The sequence below is a fragment of the Streptomyces sp. NPDC002044 genome (assembly GCF_040296725.1).
In the GTDB taxonomy this organism is placed as follows: domain Bacteria; phylum Actinomycetota; class Actinomycetes; order Streptomycetales; family Streptomycetaceae; genus Streptomyces; species Streptomyces antarcticus.
Genome location: NZ_JBEOXU010000158.1, coordinates 1 through 13109, shown reverse-complemented (window position 1 = coordinate 13109; position 13109 = coordinate 1). Strand labels below are relative to the sequence as shown.

Genomic DNA, 13109 nt, shown 5'->3' with positions numbered 1-13109 from the left:
GACGGCCTCGGCGAGCGCGTCCTCCGAGGCGCCCCCGGCCCCGTCGGCCTCGCCGTCCGCGCCGGTGTCCGGGTCCGCCACGGCCCCGCCGGCCGGCTCCTCGCCGGGCCCCTCCCGTACGAGTACCCGTACGGGCACCGGATCCGGTTCCGGCACCGGCGGCGCCGGCGGGACGCCTTCCAAGCCTCCGCGGACGTCCGCGGCGCCCGCGCCGGCCCGCGTGCCCGGCCCCGGCTACGACGGTTCGGCCGACGCCCAGAAGCAGATCGAGGCGGCCCTGCGCGCGGCCAAGGCCGACGGACGGATGGTCCTGCTCGACTTCGGCGCGAACTGGTGCGGCAACTGCAAGGCCGCCGACAAGGTGTTCGCCCAGCCGCAGACCTCGGCCCTGCTCGGGGCCTCGTACCACCTCGTCAAGGTCGACATCGGCGGTGACAACTCCGCCAATTCGGCGCTCCTGCGCAAGTACAGCCCTTCGGGCGGGACGTACACGATGCCCGTCCTGGTGGTCGTTTCGCCGTCCGGCACTCCGCGCACCGACACGCACGTCACGGGCAATCCGCCCCTGACAGCGGAGGGCATCGGCTCCTTCCTGCGCAAGTGGGCGCCGTGAGCACGCCGTTCACCGCCGCGCCCGTGGGCGGTCCGATACGCGACGCACGAACAGAGGCATGCGGATGAACGTTTCCACCCGGGTAAGGCGCTCCCGCAAGGCCCGCGTCGCGGCCGCCCTCGTCCCCCTGGCCGCCCTCGTGGCCTGCGGCGGGGAGCCCGCCGGGGCGTCCGGCGGACCCGCGCCCACGACGCGCTTCTCCGAGAACGGCGTCACCGTCACGCTCTCGGTCTCCGACTGGAACGCGTCGAAGGGGACCCTCACCGCGGTCTTCACGCCCGAATCCAGGGGGTTCCACCTCTACAGCACCGATCTGCCGCCCACCGGCATCGAGGGCGTGGGCCGGCCCACCACGGTGTCCGTCACCGGCGCCCTCGGAGCTGAGGGCCGCCTGCGGGCCGCCGCGGAGGTGCGGTCGATCGAGGTGCCCGGGGTCGACGCCCCGGTCCCCGTCTATCCGGACGGCCCGGTCACCACGACGCTGGCCGTCCGCGCCTCGGGCAACGGCGAGGCGACCGTCCTGCTCGGCTACGCGAGCTGCAGTACGCGGGACGGCTGCACCATCCCGGTGTCCGACCGCCCCGTGCGCCTGCGCGTCACCGACGGCGGCCCGACGTTCGCCGCCTCCTGAAGGGTGGCCCCTCCCGACGAGCCCCTTAAGGTGTCCGCATGCCGAGCGTCCTGGTCGTGGAAGACGACCCCAGCATCCGCCAGTCCCTGATCGAGGTCCTGACGGAACACGGGTATGCCGTGCGCAGCGCGGGCGACGGCTTCGGTGCGCTGCGCGAGGTCACGCAGTCGTCCGTCGACGCCGTGATCCTCGACCTGGGGCTGCCCGACCTCGACGGCGGGGACGCCCTGCGCATGATCCGCGGGATCTCCTCCGTACCCGTACTGGTGGCCACCGCCCGCGACGACGAGGCGGAGATCATCGCCCTCCTGAACGCGGGCGCCGACGACTACCTGGTCAAACCCTTCTCCGGAGGCCAGCTCCTCGCCCGTCTCTCCGCCGTCCTGCGGCGCACCGGCAGCCTGCCGCCCGCCGGCGCCGGAGCGGCCGGGGCGGCGGCGGCCGCCGAGCCGGCGCGTTCCACCACGGTGGGCGACCTGTCGGTGGACCCGGGAGCGCGGACCGCGCACCTGGCCGGGCGGGAGCTGCGGCTCACCCGCCGGGAGTTCGACCTGCTGGCGTTCCTCGCCCGGCACACCGGCCAGGTCGTCTCCAAGCGGCGTCTGCTGACCGAGGTCTGGCGCGAGCCGTACGTGGACGACCAGACGGTCGACGTGCACCTGTCCTCCCTGCGCCGCAAGCTCGGGGAACGCGCGGCGGCCCCGCGCTACCTGCTGACCGTGCGCGGCGTCGGCATCAAGCTGGTGGCTCCGCGGTGAGACGCTCACTGGCCGGAGTGGCCCTCGCGGTGACCTCCATGGTCGCCCTCTCCTTCCTCATACCGCTGGCCGCTCTGGTGATGTCGCTGGTCAAGGAGCAGGGCGTCACAGCCGCCGAACAGCGTGCCGCCGCCTTGGCGCCGGTGCTCACCCTGACGACCGATCCGGCCGCCCTGCGGGAGTCCGCGGCGAGCCTGGACGCGTCCGAGCACCTGGTGGTGCACCTGCCGGGATCGGGGGCCCTGGGCAGCTCCAAGGCGCCGGCCGCCCTGCTCGAGCGGGCGCAGCGGGGACGGGAGGCGATCTCGCAGGAGATCCCGGACGGCTGGATCTGCCTCCAGCCGGTGGTGCTGCCGGGCGACGAGGTCGCCGTCATCGAGAACTTCGTCCCCGAGGCGGACCTGACCCGCGGGGTGAAGGAGTCGTGGGCGGTGATGCTCTTCCTCGCCGTGGGGCTGATCGCCGGCTCCGTCCTGGTCGCCGACCGGCTCGGCGCGAAGGTCGTCCGCTCCTCGAAGAGGCTCGCGCAGGCGTCGCACGCGCTCGGCCAGGGCGACCTGGACACCCGCGTGGACCCCATGGGCCCCAGGGAGCTGCGGGACGCGGGCGTCGCCTTCAACGCGATGGCCCACCGGATGAACGAACTGCTCGCCGTCGAACGCGAACTCGTCGCCGACCTCTCCCACCGGCTGCGCACCCCGCTGACCGCCCTGCATCTGGCGTCGGAGCGCATGGCCGGTACGGCGGAGTCGGCCAGGGTGGAGTCGGCGGTCGGCGAACTGGAGGCGGAGCTGGAAGCCATCATCGCCGCGGCCCGCACCCCGCTCGCCGTGGGTCCCATGGGTCAGGGCATGCTCGGCGCGGAAGCGTCCGGGGGCCGGCCGCCGGGCGGGGCCGGATCGCCGGGCCCGCACTGCGAGGCGGCCGAGGTCGTCCGCCGCCGGACCGCTTTCTGGACGGTCCTGGCGGAGCAGCAGGACCGATCCTGCTCACTCGACCTCACGCAGGAGCCCACAGCCGTCGGCCTCTCCGACGACGATGTCGCCGCCGTGGTGGACGCGCTCATCGGCAACGTCTTCCGCCACACCGCCGCCGGGACCCCGCTCGGCGTCCGCGTCGTCCGCACGGCCCAGGCGGTGGAGCTGATCGTGGAGGACGGTGGACCGGGCATCCCGGAACCGGACCGGGCCCTCTCCCGCGGGAGCAGCACCGGCTCCACGGGACTGGGCCTCGACATCGCGCAACGGGCCGCGAACGCGACGGGCGGCACGATGCGCGTCAGCCGTGGACCGCTCGGAGGCGCGCACATCACCGTGACGTTCTCCCTGGCCCCGCCGGCCCCGTCCGGACACCGCTCCCGCATCTCCCGGCGCCGCGGACGGTAGGCCGGGCACCGCACGGTCCGGACACCGCGGCCCTGCCGGCATCCCCCGGCGGGCGGCGGGTCGGCGGGCGGCGGGCCCGGCCGGCGCGGTGCGGTCAGCGCGCGGTCTCCCGGAGCGGGTAGGCGGGGAGCTCGATCGCGTCGGCGGGCGGTGTGAACCACCTCGACACCAGGCCGCCGAGGCGGGCGGCGGGCGGGCTGCCGGCGATCCTCAGGACGGTGTTCATCGTGGCGAGCCCGGCGCGGCCGCGCGGGTTGGCGATGCGCGGTGTGCCGGGCGGGAGCTTCTGGGCCTGGTCCACGTACGGGCGCATGAGCGCCTCGTACCGGGCGAACGCCGTGCGGTGCGGGTGGGCGGCGAGCTCGCCGGCGAGGACGTAGGCGCCGGTCAGGGCGAGGCTCGTGCTCATCCCGCTGATCGGGGACGAGCAGTAGGCCGCGTCCCCGAGCAGCGCCACGCGCCCGCTGGTCCAGGACGGCATGCGGGCCTGGCCGACGGCGTCGAAGTAGAGCGGGGCGTCGTCGAGGGCGGCGAGCACGCGGGGCGCCACCCAGCCGACGTCGGCGAAGGTGCGCCGCAGGATCGTGACGATGCCCTCGCGGCCGAGTTCGTCGAGGCCCCGGACGTCGGACAGGAAGGCGAGCGTGGCCCGTACGGTGCCGAGGTTGTCCGGGCGCAGGGTGATGCTGCGACCGCGGCCGGCGCTGTGCCAGCGCCACAGGTCGGTGTCGTCGTCCGTACGGGGGATGGTCAGGTAGGCGACGTAGAACCCGAGTTCGCGCACGGCTTCGGTGTCCGGGAAGACCATCGACCGGGTGCGGGAGCGCAGGCCCTCGGCGAGCACCACCACGTCGAAGGTGCGCGTCGCGCCGCCGGCGAAGGTGACCGTCACCCCGTCCTCCTCGTCGTCGAGGGCGGCGATCTGGTCACCGAAGACGTATTCGGTCTCGTCCTGGGTGCGGTCCACGATGATGCGGGACAGCTGGCCCCGCAGGATCTCCAGCTCGGCCGTGGCGCCGCCCGAGTCGGACGTTCCGGCCGCGAAGCGGGCGAGCGGGCGGCCGGCGGCGTCGACGAACTCGGTGCCCGTCTCACCGGTCGAGGCCGCGCGGATGGCGTCCTCGATGCCCATGCGGCGGGCGACCTCCCGGCCCGCGCCGCGGACGTCGATGTTCTGGCCGTCCTCGCGGAGCCCTTCGAAGCGTTCGACGACGGTGGTCTGCCAGCCCTGGGCGTTCAGCCAGTAGGCCAGCGCGGGTCCGGCGATGCTCGCGCCGGAGATCAGGACGGTGGGTGTCCGCATGGCGGCCCTTCGAGGAAGTGGTGCGATCAGGCCGAGGCTCGTCCTCTGCCCGTCCCGCTGCCGGGAGGTTCCGGGCTCCCGGGCCCCGGGGCTCCCGGAGATCCCCGGGAGCCCTTCTACGGATACCCGGCCGGAGCCCGCCGACGCGCCGGGCCGGGACGCCCGTCTGCGTCTGCGTCTGCGTCTGCGTGTTCCCGGCCCTCGCGTCGGCTTCGGGCTGTACGCGGTCAGAACAGGGGTTCCTGACCCGGGATGACGTCCGGCTCGCGCCGGTTCTGGCGGTCGAGCAGGGCGAGCAGCTCCGAGGCCGGCGCCCCCGGGTGTGCCCCGGGCGGGGGGCTGCTTCCCGCTCCGGCCGTACCGCTGTCGGCGGCTGTGACGTCATCGGGTGAAGGAATGGCATTCGGCATGGGTGACTCCTGCCCCCACCCGGCCCGCCCGATGCGACCCACCGGCCTGCCCACTCCGTCGGCCCAGCCCGTCGGCTTCCGGGCCGCGTCCGCGGCCCGTCGGCCCAGCCGCGCTCGCGGCCACCCGCACGACGCCGTCACCGTCACCGCCCTCATGCGCGTCGGCGGGCCCGGGCACCCCAAGCTCCCGGAGGTCCGGGAGTACCGCGACGCCCTCAGGAAGTTCCTCGCGCGGGAGTGAGCCCCCGACGACACCGCCGGCCCGCGCGGGGGCTCATCCCAGGGCGAAGAGCAGGTTGACGGAGTGGTAGTAGTCGGGCAGGTGCACCAGTTCCGATCCCGGACGCGGCGGGTCGGCCTTGGGCCAGTTCCGCGGGCCCAGCAGGTGGTGGGAGTAGTCGCTGTGCGGGGCCCGCGGCACGAACCAGACGCGGTACCCGCCGCCCCGTCCGTCCGGATCGAACCGCCAGAGCTGGCTGTCGGCGTCCGCGCCGGACCGGCAGGTGCGCAGCGTGACCGCGGCGAGGTTGCCGCCACGGGTGCTTCCTTCCAGGCAGGTGCCGGTCTCCGCGTTGCGGAGCTGGTGGGTGTGGTGCCGGGCGGGCAGGCGCTCCCACCCCTGGGAGGGCTTGCCGGTGCACTCCTCCAGCCGCAAGGGCCCTCCGGGGCCGGCGCCGAGGCCGACGCACAGCCCCGAGCCGACGTTGACCAGGGCGCTGCCGACGGAACCGGTCGAGATCGAGGGCGACGGCGAGGGCGGCGCGGCGGTGGCCGTGGCGGACGCGGACACGGACGCGGAAGGGAGCGGTGTGGCGGTGGCGGTTCCCGACGCGGGCGTACCGATGGCGGCGATCGGTGTGGCCACCGGGACCGGGGCGGCCGGAGCCGTGCTCGTCGTGGCGGGTGCGGCGGCCTGGCCGGACCTGTTCCCGGCGTCGGCGGGCAGCAGGGCGACCACGGTGACCGCGGTGCCCGCCACCGCGACCGCGGCGGCCCATTTCGCGGCGCCCGCCCGGGCTCCGGCGAGTTGCGTGCCGCCGAGCGTGCCCGCGGTGAGATGGGCGCCGTTCCCGCCCAGGGCCGAGAGGTAGGCGGCGGGGTTCCACAGCAGGATGCCGCCCAGCAGCAGCACCCCCAGGCGGCCGTTGACGTCGCGCAGGTCGCGCTCGGCCCGGGCGCAGTCGTCGCACCCCTGGAGGTGCCGGCCCAGGTCCCGGGTGAGGCGTCTGCCGGGCCGGCGCAGCGCGGCGGCGATCTGGCCCCCGTAGTGCCGGCACTCGTCGCTCGCGGTCTGGGCCAGGTGGGCGCGCAGGTACGCCTCCCGCAGGCCCTCCCGGGCCCGGGCGACGAGGGAGCCGATGCCTCCCGCCGATATTCCGAGGCGTCCGGCGGTCTCGGCCGCCGGCTCGTGCTCGACGACGGCGTGCCACAGCACGGCCTGCCAGCGTTCCGGCAGCGACCGGTAGGCGCGCAGGACCAGTGACCCCTCCTCCGCCGAGAAGAGGGCCTCCCCGGCGTCCTGGCCGTCCGAAAGGCGCGCGGCCCATTCCTCGAAGTCCTCGGACAGCTGGGTACGGGCGCCCTCCCGCGCCCACGCGGCCGCCAGGCGGCGCACGCAGGTCAGCAGGTACGGCCGCCAGGCGTATTCGGGTCCGGCGCCCCACGCGACGGCCCGGTAGGTACGGGCGAAGGCCTCGGCGGCGAGGTCCTGCGCGGTGGCCTGGTCCCGGCAGCACGTGCGGGCGTAGGCGAGCACCGAGGAATGGTGACGGGCGAACACCTCGCCCATCACGTCACCCTTGACGTCGCCCGGCACGTCGCGTGTCGTGTCGCCCGGCACGTCGGCGGCGGCGGCGGTGTCGGACTCGGTCTCGGAACCGGCATCGGAACCGGTGTCGGACTCGGCGTCGGACTCCGTGCCGTGTCCACGCAGCAGGGCGCAGAGCTCCCCGTCGCTGAGGGTTCGGAGATGCTGCTGACGGGCAGTGCCCGGGGTACTCACCACGTGCTCCCGATTGGCTTGCTGATGACCCGCGCGCCGGATTCCGGGCGCATCCGTCGTGAGGTGCGGCGCTGCGCCCGACCGGAATTCGCGCAAGTGTGCACGCTCGCAGGGCTGCAGGCAAACGGGCGGTCATCGGCGTGGCCGGTCCCCGCCGCCGGCCGGCCCGGTCGGACCGGCGGCGGGGACCGGGTGGCCGGGTCCGGCTCCGGAGCGACGCAGAGCACCGCCGTCCGGTAACGCCCTTGTCGCGTACGGTGGTTGAGGCTGCCGTTCGGTGTTCGCCAGCGCGGTGAGGCGGGCGCCGCTCGGGGCGGCCGACCCGTCGGAGGACCGTCGGCAAGGCCGCCTGCCCTGCCTTCCGTTCCGGGGGCTCGCCCGCCTCCCGCCTCCAGTCGGTCCCGAGGATCACGCGAACCGGAATGTCCGCTCGCGCGAAACGGACACGGGTGGGGGCGTACGCGAGTGCGTGCGGCGGGCCGGACGGCGGGAGGTGTCAGCGCCGCAGGGCCGTGCGGAGCGTGAGTCCGTGGTAGCGGCGCAGCCGGTGCAGCTCCCAGCACGACAGGGCCGTCACCGTGACGGGCGCACCGAGGAGGAAGGCCGCCCGGGCACCCGGGGGAACCTGGTCGTAGGACCCGATGATCAGGTCCAGGAGTGCCATCTCCCACACCAGGATGGCGGCGAGGATCGGCGGCAGCACTTCGTGGATGTCCGCGGTGCGGAAGACGTGTACCAGCGACAGTCCCATGCCGTAGAGGGCGAAGCCGATCGACCACAGGAACATGAGGACGATGACGATCTTCCCGGGCAGTCCGCCGGCGGCCCGCACACCCGCCAACTCCGGTGCCATGGCGAGGGCTGCGGTGCCCATGGACAGCATCATGGCCAGCACCGAGCCGAGGGGGCGCAGGGACCGGCGCAGGTACACCCGGCGCCCGCCGCCCCGCGCGGCTGCCACGAAGGCGCCGACGACGACGGGGAAGGTACAGACGAGCACCAGGACGCTGGACCAGCTCTGGTCGAGGCGTTCGGTCGCCACCCCGTGGATGCCGTCGGCGCTCGCGACGGCGTTGTAGGTGACGGTCAGGCCCACCCAGGCGACGAGCCCCAGGCCGGTCCGCCACCACTGGAGCTTGCGGACCTCCCGGTCGTCGACCATCCCGGGGCGCGAGGGCCGGAAGGTACTCCGTGCGGCGTACAGGGGGTTGTAGAGGCCGCGAAGGATCTTCTGGGCCCGCGACCGCTCCCGCGGCGGCGGCACGGGCGGGTAGGGCGGCGCGTACGGGTAGCCCGGCGGCGGAGCGGGCTGGGCGTACGGGTAACCCGGCGGCGGAGCGGGCTGGCCGTACGGGTAACCCTGCCGGGGGACCGGCGGGGCGTAGGGTCGTCCGGGCGGCGGGTTCACGGCGCCGCCGGCCGCCGCGTCACCGTAACCACCGCCGCCGTAACCGCCACTGCCGTAACCGCCGCCGCCGTAACCGCCATTGCCGTACCCGCTCATGCCACGCACCCCCGATGCCCCGCTCGTCGAACCCAGGCATCCTAGAGGGTGTCCGTCGCGCCGCCCATCGCCTCAGGCCACCGCCGGTCCGGAACCTCCCCCGTCCTGTGCGCGCGGTCCGTGCGCGGCCTCCCGCAGGGCGCCCAGCAGGAGCCGGAGCTCGCTGTCGTCGACCGCGTGGACGACCTGCCGGAGGTTTACGGCGCAGTCGCCGACGAGGGAGACCGCGAACTCCAGCACGGCGATCTCGCCGCCCGAGGCCCGGCGGGACCACCCCGGGGTGCGCATCAGCCGGGTGAGCGCCTCCCAGTCGATCCCGGCGGTCTTGCCGATCAGCGGCCGGTCCACGAGGTTCGTCAGCTCCCGGTCGCCGGTGAAGCGCCGCAGCCAGAACCCGTCCTGGTGGGCGCCCAGGAGCCGGGTGGCGGCGCGCACGTGCTCGTCACTCACGTCGTGGAGCAGCTTCGCGGCGAGCTCCGCGCCCGTCGTCTCGTTCACCGACACCGGATTCTCCGATCCCTGAGGTCCGGGGCCGGAGCCGGCCCCGCCTCACTCTGTCCACAGACGCCCGCGCCGGCGCCGTACACGCCCGGCGGGGCTCACCACCGGCCGCAGCCTCACCCGTTCGCCACGGAAGGCCGTCTGATCTGCGGCTTCACAAGAGCCCACCGGAAAGGCACGGGGCGCCGACGCCATGGGCGGGGACGGCGACGCGGCCGTTCCCCGCCCATGGCTCCGGCGGCGCGGTACGTACCCCGGTGGCTCAGCCGACGCGTTCGACGCGGGCCCGGCGGATCAGGTTCTTGCCCGGCTCGCGGACCGTCTCGAACGCCGCGTCGTTCAGCAGCACGCAACTGCCCGAGGGACCGCTCACCGTCACCGTCGTCACGCGAGCGTTGTCCAGATTCGTCACCTTCAGCTTCGTCCCCACCGGGAACGTCCCGCTGCTCGCCGCAGGCGCACCCGCCTCACCCGACAACGTCACCGTCGACCCCTGACACACCACCTCGCCGGTCGCCGGCGGCACCCGCACGCCCGCCGTTGCCGCGGCGCCCGCGGGACCGGCCGTGCCCGCCTTTCCGGAGGGGGTGCCACTGCCACCACTCAGGCGTTCCACGCGGGCCCGGCGGATCACGTTCTTGCCCGGCTCGCGGACCGTCTCGAACGCCGCGTCGTTCAGCAGCACGCAACTGCCCGAAGGGCCGCTCACCGTCACCGTCGTCGCCCGGCCGTTGTCCAGATTCGTCACCTTCAGCCGCGTGCCCACCGGGAACGTCCCGCTGCTCGCCGCAGGCGCACCCGCCTCACCGGACAGCGTCACCGTCGACCCCTGGCACACCGCCTCGGAGACGGCGGCGTTGCCGGTCGCCATCGTGGTGACGACCCCTCCTGCCACCAGGACTCCCGCGACACCAGAGAGCACGAGCTTCTTCGTTCGACTCATCGTCCTTTTCCGGGACATGGCCACTCCTCGATTCGATGGATGCTGTCTCCCCGCTCTGCATACGGCGGCCGTCCCCGGCGGGTTCAGTCTTGTCACCGGCTGACAAAGAACCGGGATGTCCCGCTGGTCGAGGGCTTGGGACGGGGGTACGGCCGGTGCGCCCGGAACTCGCGCGTCCGGGGGCACCGGCGCTCTAGCGTGCTTGTCATGACCTCGATCAGGTATCCCCGGTGTCCCAGGTATCGGCGTGCGTTGGTGTCCACCCTCGTCGCCGTCCTGCTGCTCGTTCCCGCGACGGCCGCGGCGCAGGGGCCCGCGGAGTCCGCCGCCGCGGACTCCGCCGCCACCACCGCGGGGGCGGCCACACCGGACCGCGCCTCGTACGACGTGGCGCTGCGCGGCGACGCCGACGGCTCGCACTGGTCCGGCCGCCAGACGGTGTCCTTCCGCAATGCCGCCCGCACTCCGCTGCGTTCGGTCGACGTACGTCTGTGGGGCAACGGCGCCGACGGCTGCGGAGCCCCGGGCGGTCCGTCCCCGGTCCGGGTGGGCCGGGTCGCCGGGGGCACGCCGGGACCGCTCACCGTCGGCTGCACCGCGCTGCGGATCGACCTGTCCGCGCCGCTGCGGTACGGGGACCGTACGAGCGTCTCCTTCGACGTCGCGATCACCGTCCCGGACCGCGTCCACCGCTTCGGCAGGGACGGCGCGCACCGCTACCTGGGCAACGCGCTGCCCCTGTTGTCCGTACGCGACGCGCAGGGCCGCCATCTCGACCCGGACGTCGGCTTCGGCGAGAGCTTCCACACCCTGGCCGGTGACTTCCGGGTGGTGCTCGACCACCCGGACGCGCTCGTCGTCCCCGCGACGGGCACCACGACCCGGCGTGCGGGGGCACCCGGCCGCACGGTCAGCACCAGTGTGGCGCGCGGGGTGCGGGACTTCGCCTGGGCGGCCGGGCCCTTCCGGTCGAAGACCGTGACCACACCCGGCGGGGTGCGGCTGAACGCGTACTGGACCGCCACCACGTCCGCCGAGGGCGTCGCCGTCGACCTGCGGGACGCAGTCGGCTCGGTCGACGCGTTCGGAAAGCGGTTCGGGCACTATCCGTACGGCGAGCTGGACCTCGTCATGAGCGACACGCTCGACGCCTTCGGCAACATGGAGTTCCCGGGTCTCGTCCTGCTGTGGACCGAACCGGAGGGGTCGGCGGTCGTCCACGAGATCGCCCACCAGTGGTTCTACGGCGTCGTCGGCAACGACCAGTTCGCGTCGCCCTGGCTGGACGAGTCGTTCGCCCAGTACGCGAACCAGCTGTACTACCGGGAGGACACCGCTTCCTGCTGGGACGACCAGGGCGAGTGGCCCAGCGACACGGCGGCCCTGACCCGCTCCCTGGCCTACTACGCGGACGGCCGCCGTACGGAGTACTACCGCGTCGTCTACGGGCGCGGGGCCTGCGCCCTGCACGACCTGGAACGCGTCCTGGGCGGACCGGCGATGGCGGCCGTGCTGCGCGGATACGTACGGGACCACTGGCTGGGCGTCGCCACCACCGCGGACTTCGTGCGCGCCGCGCAGGCGTCGACGGCGATCGACCTCGGCCCGTTCTGGACGGAACACCGGATCCTGTGACGGCGGACCCGCGCCCGGCGGGGGCCGTCCGCGCTGTCCGCGTGTTCCGCCGCGCCCACGGCCTGGTGACGATCCCCCGGCGACGTCCGCGCTGATCCTCATCGACCTGATGCCCCGCATCGTCGCCCTGCCCCTCGCGCCGCACTCCGGGGAGGAGGTCCTCGGCCGCTGCCGCCGGCTCGCCGACGCCTTCCGGGCCGCCGACCGCCCGGTGCTGCTGGTCCGGGTGGAGCGGCCGAACGTGTCCGTGCAGCCGCCCGGCAGCGGCTTCACCGAGGGCCTCGCCCGGCCGGGTGACGTGCCGGTCGTCAAACGGACCGTCGGCGCTTTCCACGGCACCGGCCTCGACGAGCGGCTGCGTGCTCTCGGCGTGGACACGCTGGTGTTCGCCGGTCTGGTCACCACGATGGGCGTGGAGTCCACCGCCCGGACGGCGAGCGATCACGGCTACGAAGTGGAGTTCGTGGCCGACGCGCTGTCCGGTTTCGAGGCCGAGGAGCACGACCTCTCCGTGAAGCGGATCTTCCCCCGGTTCGGCGCGGTGCGCGACACCGGGGACTACACCTGACCGCGGGCGTCGCCCGGTGAACGGCCGGGGGGACGACGACGGCCGGGGAGGTCAGGCGCGGCAGCGGAGCATCTGCAGGGGGGCGGGCGCGGGTCCGCGCGGCGGGTGGACCGCCTCGGTGCGGCGTTCGCCCGCCCTCGTCCCCCCTCGCCGCCGGCGCCCCCCTCACCGTCCGGTGCGCGCCCGGTGCGCGCCCCGTGGGTCAACGGCCGGGGCGGCCGGTCCCGTTGACCGAGCCGCCCAGCAGGGCGTTGACGGTCCGGGTGTCGGCCACGCCCGTCACGGGGAGGCTGACGGACCGCTGGTACTCGCCGACCCGGTCGCGGATCTTGTTGTCGGAGGCGGTCGGGGCGCCGTTCTTCCCGCCCGCCTTGAAGTAGTCGACGCCGAGCTGCGCGAAGGCCCGGTCCGCCTGGAGGTCGTTGTCGGAAATGGTGGCCTGGGTCGCCCAGCGCAGCGCCGCGTCGAGCCGGGTGACCTCGAAGTTCTTCGATCCGCCGGTCAGCCGGTCGGCGGTGACCCCCTGCATCCACATGGACGCGAGGGTGGCCCGGCCGAGCGTGCCCAGTTGGTCGGTGGCCGTCAGGACGCGGGTGGTCTTCTGGTCGGCCATGACGGCCTTCTGGTAGCAGATGAGCGAGACCTCGGTCTGCGGGTCGATCACGCCCTCCTTCCACTGCCCCTTCAGGGTGCAGGCGTTGTTGCCGAGGGACGCCAGCCGCAGCTGGGCGAAGTGGACCGCGACGTCGGCCTGGTAGCCGGCCCGCCAGGGCGGTCCCTGCTTCGCGGCCTGCGGGTTCCCGGCCGGGGGCGGCGCCGCTCCCCCGCCGCCGCCCGCCGGGGTTCCGCCGCCGCC

At 74.4% G+C, this 13109-nt stretch carries 14 protein-coding genes; 7 read left to right on the top strand and 7 right to left on the bottom strand.

What is annotated here, in order from left to right; translation table 11 throughout:
* Window positions 1-220: 220 nt before the first annotated feature.
* The 4 genes from ABT106_RS27330 to ABT106_RS27315 are packed head-to-tail and all read left to right on the top strand — an operon-like array spanning window position 221 to window position 3387.
* A complete protein-coding gene (locus ABT106_RS27330) occupies window positions 221-613 on the top strand; it encodes a thioredoxin family protein (protein WP_351282391.1) in 393 nt (130 codons plus the stop codon).
* Between the two features lie 58 nt (window positions 614-671).
* Window positions 672-1244, top strand: coding sequence for a hypothetical protein (locus tag ABT106_RS27325; protein WP_351282389.1), 573 nt, complete (start codon window positions 672-674; stop codon window positions 1242-1244).
* 38 nt (window positions 1245-1282) lie between these two features.
* Window positions 1283-2002, top strand: a complete 720-nt coding sequence (locus tag ABT106_RS27320; RefSeq protein WP_351282387.1) for a response regulator transcription factor — start codon at window positions 1283-1285, stop codon at window positions 2000-2002.
* Complete coding sequence (locus ABT106_RS27315) at window positions 1999-3387, top strand: ATP-binding protein (protein WP_351282384.1); 1389 nt, start codon at window positions 1999-2001, stop codon at window positions 3385-3387. Before ABT106_RS27320 ends, ABT106_RS27315 begins: the two co-directional genes overlap by 4 nt.
* A 94-nt stretch (window positions 3388-3481) precedes the next feature.
* Here ABT106_RS27315 and ABT106_RS27310 read toward each other — a convergent pair whose 3' ends face one another.
* Both ABT106_RS27310 and ABT106_RS27305 read right to left on the bottom strand, forming a co-directional pair.
* Window positions 3482-4690, bottom strand: a complete 1209-nt coding sequence (locus tag ABT106_RS27310; protein WP_351282381.1) for an FAD-dependent monooxygenase — start codon at window positions 4688-4690, stop codon at window positions 3482-3484.
* Window positions 4691-4917: 227 nt separating this feature from the next.
* Window positions 4918-5100 carry a hypothetical protein gene (locus ABT106_RS27305; protein WP_351282379.1) on the bottom strand — a complete coding sequence of 61 codons (183 nt, stop codon included), beginning with the start codon at window positions 5098-5100 and terminating at the stop codon, window positions 4918-4920.
* Between ABT106_RS27305 and ABT106_RS27300 the strand changes: the two genes are divergently transcribed.
* Complete coding sequence (locus ABT106_RS27300; RefSeq protein WP_351282376.1) at window positions 5099-5341, top strand: hypothetical protein; 243 nt, start codon at window positions 5099-5101, stop codon at window positions 5339-5341. The two genes, ABT106_RS27305 and ABT106_RS27300, sit on opposite strands and share 2 nt — an antisense overlap.
* A 33-nt stretch (window positions 5342-5374) precedes the next feature.
* On the opposite strand, the gene ABT106_RS27295 is transcribed toward ABT106_RS27300, so the two are convergent.
* The 4 genes from ABT106_RS27295 to ABT106_RS27280 form a co-directional block, all read right to left on the bottom strand.
* A complete protein-coding gene (locus tag ABT106_RS27295; protein WP_351282374.1) occupies window positions 5375-7102 on the bottom strand; it encodes a sigma-70 family RNA polymerase sigma factor in 1728 nt (575 codons plus the stop codon).
* Window positions 7103-7598: 496 nt separating this feature from the next.
* The gene (locus ABT106_RS27290) at window positions 7599-8606 is read right to left on the bottom strand and encodes a hypothetical protein (RefSeq protein WP_351282371.1); all 1008 of its coding nucleotides are present in this window, start codon (window positions 8604-8606) and stop codon (window positions 7599-7601) included.
* A gap of 72 nt (window positions 8607-8678) precedes the next feature.
* A complete protein-coding gene (locus ABT106_RS27285; RefSeq protein WP_351282368.1) occupies window positions 8679-9104 on the bottom strand; it encodes a hypothetical protein in 426 nt (141 codons plus the stop codon).
* Window positions 9105-9369: 265 nt separating this feature from the next.
* On the bottom strand, window positions 9370-9978 hold the full coding sequence (locus ABT106_RS27280; protein WP_351282366.1) for a hypothetical protein: 609 nt from the start codon (window positions 9976-9978) through the stop codon (window positions 9370-9372).
* 279 nt (window positions 9979-10257) lie between these two features.
* Here ABT106_RS27280 and ABT106_RS27275 point away from each other — a divergent pair, with 279 nt between their 5' ends.
* Both ABT106_RS27275 and ABT106_RS27270 read left to right on the top strand, forming a co-directional pair.
* On the top strand, window positions 10258-11685 hold the full coding sequence (locus ABT106_RS27275; RefSeq protein WP_502979487.1) for a M1 family metallopeptidase: 1428 nt from the start codon (window positions 10258-10260) through the stop codon (window positions 11683-11685).
* 91 nt (window positions 11686-11776) lie between these two features.
* Window positions 11777-12253 carry an isochorismatase family protein gene (locus ABT106_RS27270; RefSeq protein ID WP_351282393.1) on the top strand — a complete coding sequence of 159 codons (477 nt, stop codon included), beginning with the start codon at window positions 11777-11779 and terminating at the stop codon, window positions 12251-12253.
* A gap of 202 nt (window positions 12254-12455) precedes the next feature.
* On the opposite strand, the gene ABT106_RS27265 is transcribed toward ABT106_RS27270, so the two are convergent.
* Window positions 12456-13109: peptidoglycan-binding domain-containing protein (locus tag ABT106_RS27265; RefSeq protein WP_351282361.1), on the bottom strand; the 654-nt coding region annotated here is incomplete at its 5' end.

Coding starts and splice junctions, on each gene's coding strand:
- ABT106_RS27290 (WP_351282371.1), bottom strand. CDS start 8,606: ATGAGCGGGTACGGCAATGGCGGTTACGGCGGCGGCGGTTACGGCAGT.
- ABT106_RS27310 (WP_351282381.1), bottom strand. CDS start 4,690: ATGCGGACACCCACCGTCCTGATCTCCGGCGCGAGCATCGCCGGACCC.
- ABT106_RS27280 (WP_351282366.1), bottom strand. CDS start 9,978: ATGGCGACCGGCAACGCCGCCGTCTCCGAGGCGGTGTGCCAGGGGTCG.
- ABT106_RS27325 (WP_351282389.1), top strand. CDS start 672: ATGCGGATGAACGTTTCCACCCGGGTAAGGCGCTCCCGCAAGGCCCGC.
- ABT106_RS27305 (WP_351282379.1), bottom strand. CDS start 5,100: ATGCCGAATGCCATTCCTTCACCCGATGACGTCACAGCCGCCGACAGC.
- ABT106_RS27300 (WP_351282376.1), top strand. CDS start 5,099: ATGGGTGACTCCTGCCCCCACCCGGCCCGCCCGATGCGACCCACCGGC.
- ABT106_RS27320 (WP_351282387.1), top strand. CDS start 1,283: ATGCCGAGCGTCCTGGTCGTGGAAGACGACCCCAGCATCCGCCAGTCC.
- ABT106_RS27275 (WP_502979487.1), top strand. CDS start 10,258: ATGACCTCGATCAGGTATCCCCGGTGTCCCAGGTATCGGCGTGCGTTG.